The 14,712-nt window shown below is 71.8% G+C and carries 12 protein-coding genes; 3 read left to right on the plus strand and 9 right to left on the minus strand.

What is annotated here, in order from left to right:
- Window positions 1-101: 101 nt before the first annotated feature.
- Together ABIA32_RS24425 and dacB are read right to left on the minus strand one after the other, a co-directional pair.
- The gene (locus tag ABIA32_RS24425) at window positions 102-1,208 is read right to left on the minus strand and encodes a zinc-dependent metalloprotease (RefSeq protein WP_370099317.1); all 1,107 of its coding nucleotides are present in this window, start codon (window positions 1,206-1,208) and stop codon (window positions 102-104) included.
- A 362-nt stretch (window positions 1,209-1,570) separates the two neighbouring features.
- Window positions 1,571-3,058, minus strand: a complete 1,488-nt coding sequence (gene dacB / locus ABIA32_RS24430; RefSeq protein WP_370099320.1) for a D-alanyl-D-alanine carboxypeptidase/D-alanyl-D-alanine-endopeptidase — start codon at window positions 3,056-3,058, stop codon at window positions 1,571-1,573.
- A 141-nt stretch (window positions 3,059-3,199) separates the two neighbouring features.
- Here dacB and ABIA32_RS24435 point away from each other — a divergent pair, with 141 nt between their 5' ends.
- Window positions 3,200-3,703: an inorganic diphosphatase gene (locus ABIA32_RS24435; protein ID WP_370099323.1), complete on the plus strand. Its 504-nt coding sequence runs from the start codon at window positions 3,200-3,202 to the stop codon at window positions 3,701-3,703.
- 128 nt (window positions 3,704-3,831) lie between these two features.
- Here ABIA32_RS24435 and ABIA32_RS24440 read toward each other — a convergent pair whose 3' ends face one another.
- From ABIA32_RS24440 to ABIA32_RS24465, 6 genes are all read right to left on the minus strand, one after another.
- Window positions 3,832-4,674, minus strand: coding sequence for an ABC transporter ATP-binding protein (locus ABIA32_RS24440; protein WP_370099325.1), 843 nt, complete (start codon window positions 4,672-4,674; stop codon window positions 3,832-3,834).
- Window positions 4,671-5,669 carry an ABC transporter ATP-binding protein gene (locus ABIA32_RS24445; protein WP_370099327.1) on the minus strand — a complete coding sequence of 333 codons (999 nt, stop codon included), beginning with the start codon at window positions 5,667-5,669 and terminating at the stop codon, window positions 4,671-4,673. The genes ABIA32_RS24440 and ABIA32_RS24445 overlap by 4 nt, the downstream gene beginning before the upstream one ends.
- The gene (locus ABIA32_RS24450) at window positions 5,669-6,583 is read right to left on the minus strand and encodes an ABC transporter permease (RefSeq protein ID WP_370099330.1); all 915 of its coding nucleotides are present in this window, start codon (window positions 6,581-6,583) and stop codon (window positions 5,669-5,671) included. Before ABIA32_RS24450 ends, ABIA32_RS24445 begins: the two co-directional genes overlap by 1 nt.
- Window positions 6,580-7,536, minus strand: coding sequence for an ABC transporter permease (locus ABIA32_RS24455; protein ID WP_370099333.1), 957 nt, complete (start codon window positions 7,534-7,536; stop codon window positions 6,580-6,582). The genes ABIA32_RS24450 and ABIA32_RS24455 overlap by 4 nt, the downstream gene beginning before the upstream one ends.
- Window positions 7,533-9,221, minus strand: a complete 1,689-nt coding sequence (locus ABIA32_RS24460) for an ABC transporter substrate-binding protein (RefSeq protein ID WP_370099335.1) — start codon at window positions 9,219-9,221, stop codon at window positions 7,533-7,535. The genes ABIA32_RS24455 and ABIA32_RS24460 overlap by 4 nt, the downstream gene beginning before the upstream one ends.
- Window positions 9,222-9,290: 69 nt before the next feature.
- Window positions 9,291-10,991 carry an amidohydrolase gene (locus ABIA32_RS24465; RefSeq protein WP_370099339.1) on the minus strand — a complete coding sequence of 567 codons (1,701 nt, stop codon included), beginning with the start codon at window positions 10,989-10,991 and terminating at the stop codon, window positions 9,291-9,293.
- 106 nt (window positions 10,992-11,097) lie between these two features.
- Here ABIA32_RS24465 and ABIA32_RS24470 point away from each other — a divergent pair, with 106 nt between their 5' ends.
- Together ABIA32_RS24470 and ABIA32_RS24475 are read left to right on the plus strand one after the other, a co-directional pair.
- Window positions 11,098-11,820: a TetR/AcrR family transcriptional regulator gene (locus ABIA32_RS24470; protein WP_370099342.1), complete on the plus strand. Its 723-nt coding sequence runs from the start codon at window positions 11,098-11,100 to the stop codon at window positions 11,818-11,820.
- Between the two features lie 93 nt (window positions 11,821-11,913).
- Complete coding sequence (locus tag ABIA32_RS24475) at window positions 11,914-13,599, plus strand: flavin monoamine oxidase family protein (protein ID WP_370099345.1); 1,686 nt, start codon at window positions 11,914-11,916, stop codon at window positions 13,597-13,599.
- Between the two features lie 70 nt (window positions 13,600-13,669).
- Here ABIA32_RS24475 and ABIA32_RS24480 read toward each other — a convergent pair whose 3' ends face one another.
- Window positions 13,670-14,701: a trans-acting enoyl reductase family protein gene (locus ABIA32_RS24480; protein WP_370099348.1), complete on the minus strand. Its 1,032-nt coding sequence runs from the start codon at window positions 14,699-14,701 to the stop codon at window positions 13,670-13,672.
- Window positions 14,702-14,712 lie beyond the last annotated feature (11 nt).

Below are 14,712 nucleotides of genomic sequence, written 5' to 3' on the forward strand. Positions count from 1 at the left end.
ACCGCGCAAGCCGGGTTCGCGCGGACGGGTGAATGCCGAAACGTTTCGGCACACCGCCCGCGCGTCCCCTGGACGCGAGTTGACGAAGGCTCAGCGCACGATCAGCGGTGCATCCGGGCCACCCAGGCGGCGGGGTTGTGGATCTCCTCCTTCGTGGGGAGCGTGTTCGGGGACGTCCAGACCTTGTTCAGGCCCTCCATGCCGACCGCGTCCAGCACCGCGTTCACGAAGACCGCGCCGTCCTGGTACTGCCGCAGTTTGGCGTCCATCCCGAGCAGCTTGCGCAGCAGCTGGTCCATCCGGCTCGCGCCCTTGGCCCGGCGCTGCTGGAACTTCTCCCTGATCTCCGCCACGCTCGGCACGACCTGCGGCCCCACACCGTCCATGACCACGTCGGCGTGCCCCTCCAACAGCGACATCACCGCCGTGAGCCGGCCGAGGATCTCGCGCTGTGCGGGCGTCTGCACGACCTCGACGAGGTTGCCGGGCGTCGGCGCGCCACCGCTGACCGCTTCGCGGAGGCGTTCGAGCAGGGTGGCCGGGTCGATCTCGGTCTCGGCGAGGAAGGCCTGGATCTCGCCCTCGATGTGGTCGCGCAGCCAGGGCACGGCGGTGAACTGGGTCCGGTGGGTCTCCTCGTGCAGGCAGACCCAGAGCCGGAAGTCGTGCGGGTCGACGTCCAGCTCGCGCTCGACGGAGACGATGTTCGGCGCGACCAGCAGCAGGCGTCCGGGGGGCGTGGCGGGCTTGCCCATCGCGGAGAGGTCGGCGGGGACCTCGGCGGGCGCGAAGGTCTCGTACTGGCCGAGAACCTTGGTGGACAGGAACGACAGCACCAGCCCGAGCTCGACGCCGGTCAGCTTCCCGCCCACGGCGTTCATCGCCCCCGCGCCGGGCACGGCGGCCCGCCGTGACGCCATCCGGTTCGCGAGCGGGGTGATGACGGTACGGAACCCGGCGACGTTCGCCTTGATCCACCCCGGCCGGTCCACGACGAGCACGGGCGTGCCGCCGTGGGGAGACCCCATCTTGGTGTAGGCGCGGACGTGGCCTTCGGCCTCACGCGCGTGCTCGCGCAGCTCCGCGACGACGGCGCGGGCCTCGTCACGGGTCACCTCCGGCCCCGGCCGCGCGAAGCGGGTCGCTGTCGCGACCGCGAGATCCCAGTCGATCATGTCCGTGCCCTTGCTACCGCCGGCGCTCGTCATGCGTTCAACCGTACGTTCTCTTCCCCGTTCTGGGCAGAAGGAGCGGGGACAGGTGGGCCCGTTGCACCACCAGGGGCGCGAGGCTTGGCTGACTTGCGCCTCCGGCGCGTGGGCGCGACAGGTCACGACGGAGGGCTCGTTGCACCACCAGGGGCGCGAGGCTCTGCTGATTTGCGCCTCCGGCGCGTGGGCGCGACAGGTCACGACGGAGGGCTCGTTGCACCTCCAGGGGCGCGAGGAACTGCGCGACAAGCCACCGACGCAGGTAGAGCCCCGAACGCGCAGGGCCATCCGCTCGTCAGTGGTTGTTCGCGCAGTTCCCCGCGCCCCTGGAGGAGAGTGCAACTCCCCGCTTGCCCCGGCTAACCCCCGCACCCGCAGGCCGCGACCCTCGCCGCCAAGCGGTCCAGCGCCACCCGCGCCGACGTCGCGTCGGAGCTGCCGTTGGACATGAAGGCGAAGGCCAGCAGCCGGCCGCTCCGGTCCACGACCAGCCCCGCCAGGGTGTTCACCGTCCGCAGCGAGCCCGTCTTCGCACGGACCACGCCCAGACCCGCGGCGCTCCCGTCGCCGCCGTAACGGTTGTCGAGCGTGCCCGTGAAGCCGGCGATCGGCAGGCCGCTGAGGACCGAGCGGAGTTCCGGGTGCGCCGGGGAGGCGTCCAGGACCAGCAGCGCGGTCAGCGCTCTGGCCGGGATCACGTCCTGCGCGCTGAGGCCGCTGGAGTCGGCCAGGTGGGTCGAGCCCAGCGGGACGCCCAGACGGGTGAGCGTCGCCCGCACCGCGTCCGCGCCGCCCGCGAAGGTGGCCGGGCGGCCCGCAGCCAGCGCGCAGGCGTGGCCGAGGGACTCGGCGATGTCGTTGTCGCTCAGGGTCAGCATCCGCTCGACGATGTCGCTCAGCGGAGCGCTCTGCACCTGGGCGAGGGGCTTCGCGCTCCCGGGCGTGGTGCCCTGGCCGCCGGAGGTGTCGACCGCGTATCCGTCCGTCGCCAGGGCGGCGGCGAACGTGGCAACGGCCGCGGCGGCCGGGTCGGCGTCGCGGGGCGCGTCCTCGGTGCTGCGGGGATCGATCCGGCCCTCGTCCGCCGTCAGCGCCTGGACCAGGGCGATGTTGCCGTTGACGCCGATCGGGTGCAGCGCCGGACCGGCGAAGAGGGAGATGTCGTAGCGCAGCTTGACTGCGTGCCCCCCGGGAGCGACTCCCGCCGCGCGGAGCGCCTTCGCGGTGGCCTGCGCCAGGGCGGTGAGGCTGTCCGGGCCGCTGCTCGCGGTGAGCGTCGGGTCGCCGCCGCCGACGAGGACCAGGCCGCTGCCCGCGTCGCCGACGACCTTGGTCGTGAAACGGTGGCCGGGACCGAGCAGGGTGAGCGCGGCCGTAGCCGTGGCGATCTTGTTAGTGGAGGCGGGCTGCTGCGCCTCGTCCGCGCCGGAGCTGTAGAGCGTGCGGCCGTCGGCGACGTCGACGACCGACGCGGTCACCCGGCCGAGCGCCGCGTCGGCCAGCGGGCCCGCCAGCGCGCTGCTGACACCGCCCGAGGTCGGCACGGTCGCGGAGACCCCCGCCGGGGCCAGCACCATCGCGGGCGGGTGCCAGGCAGGACCCGCCGGCCTCGGCGGGCCCGAGGCGACGCCGTGGTGGGTCGCGACCCCGGTCTGACCTGCGGCGAAAGCCCGGTCGCTCACCCGCTGTCCGCCCTGCCACGGGCCGGTCGCGGCGATCGCGGCGACGGCCAGGACCAGCCCCGTGCCTGCGGCGACCCCGGCCACCCAGCGCGTCGGCGCATAGGCGTAGCCGAGCGCGGCCCGCCGTAGAGCCGGGTTCACCGGCTGCCACGCCCTCTCGATCAACGGCCTCGCCCGCGCGCTCACTCGTCCCGCCGTCGCGCCTGCCCAGACCCGCCAGTTCCCCATCCGGCCCTTCCCCATTCCAGAGCACTCCACGCCGTAGGAGACACTATTGGCTGCAACCACTGATATTGGAGGAGAGCCTTGGAGTTCGACGTCACGATCGAGATCCCGAAGGGTTCGCGGAACAAGTACGAGGTCGACCACGAGTCTGGTCGCATCTACCTCGACCGCATGCTCTTCACCTCGACCCGCTACCCGGCCGACTACGGCTTCGTCGACGGGACCCTCGGTGAGGACGGCGACCCGCTCGACGCGCTCGTCATCCTGGAGGAGCCCACCTTCCCCGGCTGCGTCATCAAGTGCCGCGCCATCGGGATGTTCCACATGACCGACGAGGCAGGCGGCGACGACAAGCTGCTCTGCGTCCCGGCCTCGGACCCGCGCTGGGAGCACCTGCGCGACATCCACCACGTGTCGGAGTTCGACCGCCTGGAGATCCAGCACTTCTTCGAGGTCTACAAGGACCTCGAGCCCGGCAAGTCCGTCGAGGGTGCGCACTGGGTCGGTCGCCAGGAGGCCGAGGAGGAGATCACCAACTCCATCAAGCGCCTCGCCGACTCCGGCGAGACCCACAGGAGCCACTGAGCGCAACGCTCCGCACCCGCGGCGCCCCGCGCACACCGAGAACCGCCCTGGGCCTGCCCACGGGCGGTTCTTGCTGTGCGCGGCGCGCCGGCCCGGCGCTGATCCGCCCCCCGACGGACCAGCGGCGCTCAGCCCGGCCGGCTGAGCTCGCGGCGGCGGCGGGCGATGTCGTCCGGGTCCCAGCCCGGGTGCGGGACGGAGGCGAGCAGCAGGCGGGTGTACGGGTGGGCGGGTGCGTCCAGCAGCTCGGCCATCGGGCGGTGCTCGACGGGCCGGCCGCGGTGCAGGACGAGCGCCTCGTCGCAGACGTAGCGGACGACCGCGAGGTCGTGGCTGACGAAGACCAGACCGATGCCCGCCTCGCGGCGGATGTCGGCGAGCAGGTTCAGCACCTGGGCCTGCACGGAGACGTCCAGCGCGGAGACCGCCTCGTCGAGGACCAGCACCGCCGGTTCGACCGCGAGCGCCCGGGCGATCGCCGCCCGCTGACGCTGCCCGCCGGAGAGCTTGCGCGGCAGCGCCTCCGCCTCGCGCTCGCCGAGGCCGACCTGGCCCAGCAGCTCGCGGACCCGCGCCGCGCGGGCGACGCGGTCGCTCAGGCCGTGCAGTCGCAGGACACCGTCGATGGTCGCGCCGACGCCGATCCTGGCGTCGAGGGAGAGGTACGGGTCCTGGAAGACGATCTGCACCGCCTTCGCGCGGGCCAGACGTGCGGCGCGGCCGTGCACGACGGGCGCGAGCGGCGTGCCGAGGACCTTGATCGAACCGCTGTCGGGTCGCTCCAGGCCGACGAGCATGCGGGCCGTGGTCGTCTTGCCCGAACCCGACTCGCCGACCAGGCCGAGCGCGCCACCGGGCGGCAGGGCGAAGGAGACGCCGTCAACGGCGACGGTCGCGCCGTAGGTCTTGCGCAGGTCGGTGACTTGGAGCAGCGGTGCGGGCTGCGGCGCGACGGACTGGGGTTCCGTCATGGGTGGACCTCCGTGGTGAGCAGGAGTTCCGACGCGCGGAAGCAGGCTGCCGAGCGGCCCGGCGCTTCGGGGAGGGGCAGCAGCTCCGGCGCGGCCCGGTCGCAGCGTCCTGGTTCGGCGAACGCGCAGCGTGCGGCGAAGGCGCAGCCGGGCGCGGACTCGTTCAGGCCCATCGGCGCGCCCGGAACCGGCTGGAGCCGGTCCAGCGGGCCGGTCAGCGGCGGGGAGGAGCCGAGAAGGCCGATGGTGTACGGGTGGCGCGGCGTCCCGAACAGCTCGTCCGCGCGGGCGGACTCCACGATGCGGCCCGCGTACATCACGTAGACGCGGTCGCAGGACGCCGCGGCGAGCTCGATGTCGTGGGTGATCAGCAACAGGCCGAGTCCGCGTTCGCGTTGGAGCCGGCCGAGCAGGGCCAGGATCTCCGCCTGGGTGCTGACGTCCAGTGCGGTCGTCGGCTCGTCGCAGAGCAGCAGCTTCGGCTCCCCCGCCAACGCTCCGGCGATCATCACGCGTTGCAGCATGCCGCCGGACAACTCGTGCGGGAACTGCCGCAGATGGCGGGGAGGGTCGGGTAGCCCGACCGCCGCGAGGAGCTCCAGCGCCCACGCCTGTGCCTGGCGGCGGGACCAGCCGTGGGTCAGCCGGAGCGGCTCGGTGAGGAAGTCGCAGATCCGGCGGACCGGGTTGATGCCCGCCCGGGGGTCCTGGAAGATCATGGCGGCGGTCGCGGTGCGCACCTCGCGCAGCCGCGCGGCGTCCGCGCCGACCAGGTCCGCGCCCTCGACCAGCACCCGACCGGTCGTCCGCGCGCCGGGCGGGAAGAGCCCGAGCGCGGAACGCGCGGTCACGGACTTGCCGGAACCGGACTCGCCGACCAGCCCGACGACCTCGCCTGCGGCGACCTGCAGGCCGACCGCGTCGAGGACGGGCCGGGCGGCGCCGGGGAGTTCGACGGTCAACGCATCGATCTCCAACAGGTATTGACTGATCATCAGGACTCCCTTCCGGCGAGGTGGTCGCCGAGCTGTTCGCCGACCACGTTGAAGGCCACGACCACCAGCACCACGGCCAGTGCCGGAAGCACCGCCGACAGGGGCTGCCCGGCCAGCACCGCCCCCTGGCCCTGGTTGATCATCGCGCCCCAGTCGGGCGTCGGCGGCTGCACGCCCAGGCCGAGGAACGAGAGCGCGGCCAGATCCAGCAGCGCGTAGCCGAAGTTGACGGTGGACTGCGCCAGTACGGTCGGCGCGATGTTCGGCAGCAGGCGGCACACCGCGACGTAGACCGGGGCGTGGCCCTGGACCAGGTAGGCGGCGACGTAGGGGCGGTTCTTCTGCTGCGCCGTCAGGCTGCGGACCAGTCGGGCGGTGTAGGGGAGATAGGCGACGGCCATCGCCAGCACCGGCGCGCTCAGGCCCTTGCCGAACAGTGCCACGGCGAGGATCGCCAACAGCAGGGAGGGAAACGCGAAGAGGACGTCCAGGACGCGGCCGATCACCGCGTCCACCCGTCCGCCGCGCCAGCCGCTGAAGAGGCCGACCGCCATGCCGCAGACGCTGGAGAAGACGACGACCCCGAGCGGTCCGAGCAGGCTCGTCCTGGCCCCCTCCAACAGCGCGGAGAAGGTGTCGTGCCCGCCCTGGTCGGTGCCGAGCCAGTGGTCGGCGCTCGGGCCGGCCATGGTGTTCGCGAAGTCACCGATGGTCGGGTCCTGCGGCGCGAGCCAGGGCGCGAGGAGAGCCACCAGCACGAAGAGGAGCAGCAGGACGAGGCAGATCCGGAACAGCCATCCGTGCGCGAGGAAGCCGCGTCGCAGCCAGGCGGCGCCCGGTCGGCGTTGCAGCGTGGGCTGCGACGGGGAGGGCTGGGACGGGGAGGGCGGCGAGGTGGTGGTGCTGCTGCTCATCGGGCTCCTCCCCCGGCGGCGACCCTCGGGTCGATCAGCGGATACAGCAGGTCGACCAGGGTGTTGACGACCACGAAGACGGCGACGACCAGCAGCACCAGCGCCTGCACGACCTGGAAGTCGAGCTCGTCGACGCACTGCACGAGCAGCGAGCCGATGCCGGACATCCCGAAGGCGGTCTCCACGATCGCGGTGCTGACGAGCATCCCGGAGACCAGCAGCCCGGAGACGGTGACGATCGGCCCGAGCGCGTTGCGGAAGACGTGCCGGCGCAGCACGCTCCATCGGGGCGTGCCCCGGCTCAGCGCCACCTCGACGTGCTCGCGGCCCAGTTCGTCCAGCATCGCGCTGCGCGAGACCCGGCTGACCAGTGCCATGAAGGTGACGGAGAGCGCGACGGCGGGCATCGCGACGTGGTGCAACTGGTCCAGCAGACCATTGCCGTCGCCGATGGTCGGGAACCAGCCGAGCCTGACTCCGAAGACCGAGCGCAGCACGATCGCGGCGGCGAACGACGGCACCGCGGCGCCGACCGTCACCAGCAGCAGCACCGTCTTGTCGGTGCGCGTCCCGCGCCGCAGCGCGCCGACGGCGCCTGCACCGATCCCGACGACGGCGATGAGCAGCGTCGACACCCCGACCAGGAGGAGCGAGGCGGGCAGCCGGGAGGAGATCACCGCGCCGACGCTCTCGTGGAAGAGGTACGAGCGGCCGAAGTCGCCGTGCAGGACCGCGTCCAGCCAGTGCCAGTAGCGGACTGGGAAGGGCTGGTCGAAGCCGAACTGCTTGCGGATCGCCGCCAGTTCGGCGGGACTCGGGCTGCGCCCCTTGACCAGGAAGGAGACCGGGTCGCCGGGGGCGAGGTAGAGCGAGGAGAAGACCAGGAAGGAGGTGACCAGCAGGGTTGCCGCCATCCCGAGCAGTCTTCGGAACGTCGCGACGGCGGCGCTCATCCCTGCGCCCCGATCTCGGCGGCCCAGGGGTAGTAGAGGTAGTCGATGGAGGGCTGCACGCCGGTGATCCGCTTGCCGAGGAAGAGGCTGACCGGCTCGGTGTAGAGCGGCAGCCAGGGCAGCTGGTCCATCGCGATCTGCTGCGCCTTCGCCGCGGCGGCGGCGTGCGCGGCCGGGTCGTACGCCCCGACGGCCTGGTTGACGGCGGCGTCGAACTGCGGGTTCGACCAGCTGCCGTAGTTGCTGAACGCGCCGGTCTGCAGCGAGCCGTACATGTCCATCGGGTCGGTGATGGAGGTGTACCAGAAGGTCAGGAAGAGGTCGATGCCCTTGCGCGCGGCGGGGTCGGTGAACAGCGCCGTGTACTTGTCGGGCGAGATCGTGTCGATCTCCGGCTTGAGCCCGATCGCCGTGGCCGCCTGAGCGACGGCCTGGGTGATGATCGTGGTCTGCGAGTCCAGCGGGCTGGTCGCGATGACGACCTTCTGGCCGGTGACACCCGCCTTCGCGGCGAGCTGCTTGGCCTTCGCCGGGTCGTAGGGATAGGCGGGCAGCGCCTTGAGCAGGCCGTCGAGGGTGCTGCTCTGCGGGCTTCCGTTCCAGTTGTTGCGCGTGACGAGGGAGTCCGCGACGTCACCGACTCCGGCGACGCCGGCCTTGATGATGCCCTTGCGGTCGATCGCCATCAGCAGCGCGCGGCGCACGTCGGCGTTGCCCAGTGGGCCCTTGAGGTTGTTGACGACCTCGTCCGCGACGGTGGTGTTCTGTCCGTAGTAGAGCTTGCCCGCCGAGGAGGAGCCGAGCTGCGCGTAGGAGTTCGGCGGGACCATCCAGCCGCCGTCGACCTCGCCGGTCTGGAAGGCGTTGACGCGAGCGGTGGCGTCGGGCAGGAAGACGAACTTCACCTGCTTGGACTTGGCGCGCAGGGTCTGGTCCCAGTAGCCGTCGAAGCGGGTGAGGACGAGGGACTGGCCGGGCGTCCAGGAGGAGAAGGCGAACGGTCCGGTGCAGTTGACGCCCTTGGCCGGGTTGCCGTAGTCCTTGCCGTCCTTGCGCAGGGTCGCGGCGGACTCGACCGTGCCGGGGCTGGCGGCCATGTACTTGTTGAAGGTCGAGTCCGGGGTGGAGAGCGTGACGGTCACCTGCAGCGGGCCGGTCCTGTCGACCGACTTCACGTTCCGGTAGGGGTAGGACCAGTAGCTGCCCACGTTCGGGTCGAGGTTGCGCCGCAGCGAGGCGACGACGTCGTCGGCGGTGAGCGGGCTCCCGTCGTGGAAGTGCACGCCGCTGCGGATCGTGTAGACCCAGGTGGTGGGGGTGGGGTTGGTGACGGCGGAGGCGAGACCGGGCGAGGTGGTCAGGTCCGGGTTCCAGCGCAGCAGGCTCTCGCAGACGTTGGCCAGCACCGTGTTCGGCGGGTAGTCGAAGGCGTAGGCGTAGTCGATCGAGGTCGGCTCGGCGAAGAGGGACCAGGTGAACGAGTTCAACTCACCCGTGCTGGCAGGGGTCTTGGCGGTCAGCTGGTAGGCGGCGGAGCCGCCGGGGCTGTTCCCGGCGCCCGTCGGGTGGGCGGTGCCGCTGCAGGCGGCGGTCAGCGAGAGGGCGGAGATCGCGAGCAAGGATCTGCGCAGCGGGCTCGTGCTCGCGCGCGGGCTGCTCGTGGTGGTGCTCGTGCTGGTGCGCATGGGGAGGCCTCCGGTCGGAGCGGCGGGTCTGGTGCGGGGCGAGGGTCTTCGGCGCGGTGGGGCGGGGACTCAGTTGTCGGCGACGTGGACGGGGCGGCCGTCGATGAATGTCATCCGGACCTTGGCCGCGCCGATCTCCTCAGCCGGTCCGGCGAAGGGGTCGCGGTCGAGTACGACCAGGTCCGCGCACTTGCCGGGCTCGACGGTGCCGGTCTCCTGGTCGAGGTGGTTCGCCCAGGCGCTGCCGGCCGTGTACGCCGTGAAGGCCTGGGCCAGAGTGAGCGCCTGTTCGGGGTAGAAGGGCCGGCGGGGGCGCCGGTCGGCGGCGGCGTTCGGCGCGTCGACGGGGACGGCGCGGTTGACTGCCACGTGGATGCCCCAGAGCGGGTTGGGGCTGCTCACCGACCAGTCGCTGCCCGCGACGAGGCGCGCGCCCGCGCGGGCCAGATCGCCGAACGGGTACTGCAGCGCCGCGCGTTCGTCCCCGAGAAAGGGGATGGTGAGGTCGTCCATCTGCGGCTCGTGCGCCGCCCAGAGGGCCTGGATGTTGGCGGCGGCGCCGACCTCGGCGAAGCGTTTGAGGTCGTCCGGGTGGACGAGCTGGAGGTGGGCGAGGTGATGCCGGTTGTCGTTGCCGCCGTTGGCGGCGCGGGCCAGCACCAGGGCGTCCAGCACCTCGCGGACCGCACGGTCGCCGAGTGAGTGGAAGTGCAACTGGAAGCCGAGTGCGTCGAGTTGCGCCACGGCCTCGCGCAGCACGGCCGGATCGACGAAGCTCAGACCGGAGTTGGCGGTCGCGCAGCCACAGCCGTCGAGGTAGGGCTCGAGCATGCTCGCCGTGAAGTTCTCGGCGATGCCGTCCTGCATGATCTTGACGGAGGTGGCGTTGAAGCGCCCGACCCGGCCGTGCAGACGGCGCTCCAACAGGTCGGAGATCTGCTCGGTGCCGCGCTCGCGGTCCCACCAGAGCGCGCCGACGACGCGGGCTTCAAGCGAGCCGTCGCGGGCGGCATCGACGTAGACGGAGAAGTTGTCCGGATTGCCGGGGAACGCGCCGATCATCGCGTCCTGCCAGGCCGTGACGCCGAGCGAGAAGAGGTGCTGCTGGGCGACGAGCAGCCCGGCGCGGGCCTCCTCGGGCGTGGCCACCGGGACGAGGTCGCCGACCAGGTGCATCGCGCCCTCCTGGAGGGTGCCGATGGGCGTGCCGTCCGGTTCGCGCTCGATCCGGCCGTCGACCGGGTCGGGGGTGTTCCGGTCCACCCCGGTCAGCCGCAGCGCGCGGGAGTTGACCCAGGCGCCGTGGCCGTCGCGGTTGGTCAGCAGCACCGGCCGGTCAGGGACGACGGAGTCGAGCATCGCCCGGGTCGGTATGCCGTCGGGGAAGACGTCCATGGACCAGCCGCCGCCCTGGATCCACGCGGCGTCCGGGTGGTCGGCGGCGTAGGCGGCGACGGTGGCGAGGTAGCCGTCGAGGCTGCGCTGCGCGGAGAGGTCGCACCGCAGCATCTGTACGCCTGCCACGGCAGGGTGGACATGGGCGTCCTGGAACCCCGGTGCGAGCAGACCGCCGTCGAGGTCGATGACGTCGGTCGCCGGGCCGACGAGGTCGCGCAGGGCTGAGTCGTCGGCGACGACGGCCAGGATGCGGCCTTCGCGGACGGCTACGGCTGCCTCGACGGGAGCGTCGGTGGTGGCGGTGAAGACCTTGCCGCCGCGGAAGACGGTGTCGGCCTGTTGTCCGGTGGCCTGTTGTTCGTGCTTCGCCATCGGCGATTCCTCCCCGTGTGGTGGTGAGGAGGAGTGAAGCGGTGCGCAACGTTGTTGTCAACACTGTTGCGCTGAGTCGCTCTCGCATCGTTACACTGGCCGGACCATGTCGAAGCCACCCTTGGACACAGCCGCGAGCGCCACCGCGAGCCGTAGCCGGAGCAAGCGCTCGGGCAGTCAGCTGACCCCCGAAGCGATCATCGAAGCCAGCCTGCGCATCGCCGCACGCGGCAGCGCGGACGCGTTCACCGTGCGCCGTCTCGGCGAGGAGCTGGGCGCCGATCCGACCGCCGTCTACCGACACTTCCGCGACAAGGACGAACTGCTGCTGGAGGTCGCCGATCGCACCCTCGGCGAGGTTCTGGACAGCATCCCGGAGGGGCTGAACTGGCAGGACCGCATCCGCGCCCTGGCCGACGGCTCGCTCGCGGTCGCGCTCAAGTACCCAGCCGTCGCCTCGGCCATGGCCAGCCGGACGACGCGACGGCCCAACGAGTTCCGCGTGGTCGAGCTCATCCTCGGCGCGGTGACCGAGGCCGGCCTCAGCGGCACGGACGCGGCGGTCCACTACCGGATGGTGGGCGACTCACTGCTCGCCCTGGTCGGCCAGCGCGCCGCCTACCTGCTCTTCTCCCCGGAGGCACGGGCAGCCGACGAGTCGGCCTGGAACCGCGAGTACCGACTCGTCGACCCCGAGGCCTTTCCGCAGATCACGAAGGCTGCACTGGAGTTGGCCGGGGTGTCGCAGGACCAGGTCTACGACGCCAGGGTCGAGGCGCTGATCACCGCGATCGAGCGACGGGCGGTGGAGCTGCGCGGCGGCGCGTGAGGTGAGGAAATTGGCGCAACACTGTTGACAACAGCGTTGCGGCGGCAGTTCACTCCCGGTCAGCATCGTTCGATCCCCCAGAGAGGGATTCTCATGCACCGGGAATCTGCCAGATCGAGCTCCACTCCCCCACTGACCATCGCCGCGCCCAAGGCCCGCACCGGCCTGCCGGACCGGCTCGGCCTCGCCTTCTCGCTGCACGGCGAGGCCCGACGTCGCGGCATGCCCGTCGCCGAGGTCGCCGGCGAGCGCGCTGAGCGGGCCGAACGCGAACTGAACCGCCGTCAACTGCTGGCCGGGGCGGGGGCCGTCACCCTCGCCGGCCTGGCGGGAGCGGCGCTGGCCGGCTCGACCCGAGCCGCCGCGGCCACGCCGTCCGTCGCTTCCCCGCGCGTCGTCATCGTCGGAGCCGGCCTGGCCGGGCTGCGCTGCGCGCACCAGCTGTGGACCGGCCCCCGGGCGATCGCCTCGACCGTCTACGAGGCCGACACCACCCATGTCGGCGGTCGCTGCTGGTCGTTGCGTGGCTTCTTCGCAGGCGGCACGGTCAGCGAGCACGGCGGCTCATTCATCAGCTCGACCGACACCGCCGTACTCAACCTCGCCAAGTCCTTCGGCCTGAAGACCGAGTACGCCAACGGCGGCACTCTCAACGCGGGTACCTACGCGGGCTGGATCAACGGCAGCCGCTACGACGGTCCGCAGCAGCAGAGCGACTGGGTCGCCGAGGCCTACAACGCCTTCGCCGCCTCCTACGCGGCGATGGGCACCCCACGCTGGAACAGCGCCACCGCAGAGGCGAAGCGTCTGGATCAGCTCTCCTGCCTCGACTACCTGACCCAGATCGGCCTGCCCTCGGGGTCGGCGCTGAGTCAGCTGATCCAGTCCATCCAGCTCCAGTCCGGTGGCGAACCCGCGAACTCCTCCGCACTGGGCATGATCGGCTTCCTCGGATCCTCGTCGACCTTCGACGGTGGCGCCGGCTTCGACGAGAAGTACCACCTCGTGGGCGGCAACGACCAGTTGGTCAGCGGCATGGTCGGGCAACTCCCGGCCGGAACCGTCCGGCAGGGCTACCAGCTGGTGGCCGTGGTCCAGAACACCGACGGCAGCTACACCTGCACCTTCACCTGCCCCGGCAGCAGCAGTGCGTCGGTCACGGCGCAGGCGGACCACCTGGTGCTCGCGCTCCCGTTCAGCACGCTGCGGGACGTCGACCTGACGCGCTCGGGCCTCTCGGCGCTGAAGCTGACGGCAATCCAGCAGCAGGGAATGGGCCAGAACGCCAAGCTGGTCACCCAGCTGAACAGCAAGACGTGGCCGTCGCTCGGCTACAACGGCGTCAGCAACACCGGCCCGACCGGCTACCAGACCGCCTGGGACGGCTCGGTCCAGCTCGGCGCGAAGGGCAGCCCCGCCCTGCTGGTCAACTTCCCCGGCGGCGACACCGCCCGCTCCGTCCTGACCGGCGCGGCCCACGGTCCGGCCCCGGCGGCGGACGTGAACTGGTTCCTGTCGCAGATCGAGCACGTCTACCCGGGCACGACCGCCGCGTTCAACGGCTTGGCCTACGAGGACCACTGGTCCCTCGACCCGTGGCACAAGGGCGCCTACCACTACTACGGCATCGGCCAGTACACGAGCATCGCCGGCTACGAGGCCGTCCAGGAGGGTCGCATCCACTTCGCGGGCGAGCACACGGACGTCGACAACGCGACGCTGAACGCGGCGGTCGCCTCGGGCGAGAGGGCCGCGACGGAGGTGAGCGCGCAGGTCTGAGCGCGAGCTCAGCAGATGCTGCGGGTTGCGGGTACCGGGGATGGCCAGGACGTGCGGCGCGGTGGCCGCCCTACTGACTCACCTCAAGGGAAGCGTGCACCGCCAGCGCGCGGAGGAAGTCGGGCGCGTCGAAGATCTCGCCCGCGGAGGCGACCCCGACCGTCCTGGTCCGTCCGTCGAGGATGCGGCTCACTGCCTCCACCGCGAGCGGCGCGGTGATGGCGTAGATGTCCTGACCCCTTGCCGCAGCGCGCCGTTCGCTGTCGCCCGAGCGCACGACGACGTCGACCACGAAGGTCTGGTCGGACCGTCCGCGCTCGTCGACCCCGGTCGGCGCCGGGGTGTCAGGAGCCGCGAGATCCCTGGCTGCCTCCGTGGTCATGTAGGTGCGGACCTCGGGGATGGAGAGGTGGCTGGGGATGGTGACGACGTCGGCCATCGTGAACTCGGCCAGGACGGTCCGGGGGCCCGTCGGGTCGGGAAAGGGCCACGTCAGGGTGGGCAGCTCGTCGTTGTGGTACTCCAGCGCCCCCTTCGTGTAGCGGACGCGTCGGCCGTTCCGCCGCTGCCCGGAGACCGTGCCCGCGGCGCGCGTCCCCTCCGTGGGGTGCCAACTGCTGAGCCCGTAGGCCATGTGCGCCTCGTCGGCCGTGGTCCAGTCGCCCATCGCCGCGGTGGCCAGCAGGTCGCCGAGGCCGCCGAAGAAGGCCATCGCCGGAACGACGGCCACCCCCGCGACGCGGGCGCGGTCCGCGAAGTCCGCGAAGCTGTCGGCGTTGGCCTCGATCTCGGCCGCCACGTCCACGTAGGGGATCCCGGCGCGCAGGGCTGCCTCGATCACGGGGGCGGCGGTCGTGGCAAAGGGCCCGGCGCAGTTGATCACAGCGGCCGCGTCGGCCAGTGCACGGTCCAGCGAGGCCGCGTCGTCGACGGAGGCCTGCCGGGCGTCGAGTCCGGGGTCGGCTGCCGCCATCGTCTGCAGCTTCTCGGCGTCGCGGCCCACGAGCACTGGGGTGAACCCGCGGTCCCTCAGCTCTGCCACCACGAACCGGCCGGTGTGCCCGTACGCGCCGAACACCGCCACCGTCTGCGCCGATCCCATGAGTTCTCCCC

Origin of the sequence: Streptacidiphilus sp. MAP12-20 (genome assembly GCF_041262525.1) — a bacterium.
GTDB lineage: Bacteria > Actinomycetota > Actinomycetes > Streptomycetales > Streptomycetaceae > Streptacidiphilus.

Excerpts from the sequence above, each read along its gene's own strand:
- ABIA32_RS24425 (WP_370099317.1), bottom strand. The coding sequence starts at position 1,208 with ATGACGAGCGCCGGCGGTAGCAAGGGCACGGACATGATCGACTGGGAT.
- ABIA32_RS24440 (WP_370099325.1), bottom strand. The coding sequence starts at position 4,674 with ATGACGGAACCCCAGTCCGTCGCGCCGCAGCCCGCACCGCTGCTCCAA.
- ABIA32_RS24445 (WP_370099327.1), bottom strand. The coding sequence starts at position 5,669 with ATGATCAGTCAATACCTGTTGGAGATCGATGCGTTGACCGTCGAACTC.
- ABIA32_RS24450 (WP_370099330.1), bottom strand. The coding sequence starts at position 6,583 with ATGAGCAGCAGCACCACCACCTCGCCGCCCTCCCCGTCCCAGCCCTCC.
- ABIA32_RS24455 (WP_370099333.1), bottom strand. The coding sequence starts at position 7,536 with ATGAGCGCCGCCGTCGCGACGTTCCGAAGACTGCTCGGGATGGCGGCA.
- ABIA32_RS24460 (WP_370099335.1), bottom strand. The coding sequence starts at position 9,221 with ATGCGCACCAGCACGAGCACCACCACGAGCAGCCCGCGCGCGAGCACG.
- ABIA32_RS24465 (WP_370099339.1), bottom strand. The coding sequence starts at position 10,991 with ATGGCGAAGCACGAACAACAGGCCACCGGACAACAGGCCGACACCGTC.
- ABIA32_RS24470 (WP_370099342.1), top strand. The coding sequence starts at position 11,098 with ATGTCGAAGCCACCCTTGGACACAGCCGCGAGCGCCACCGCGAGCCGT.
- ABIA32_RS24475 (WP_370099345.1), top strand. The coding sequence starts at position 11,914 with ATGCACCGGGAATCTGCCAGATCGAGCTCCACTCCCCCACTGACCATC.
- ABIA32_RS24480 (WP_370099348.1), bottom strand. The coding sequence starts at position 14,701 with ATGGGATCGGCGCAGACGGTGGCGGTGTTCGGCGCGTACGGGCACACC.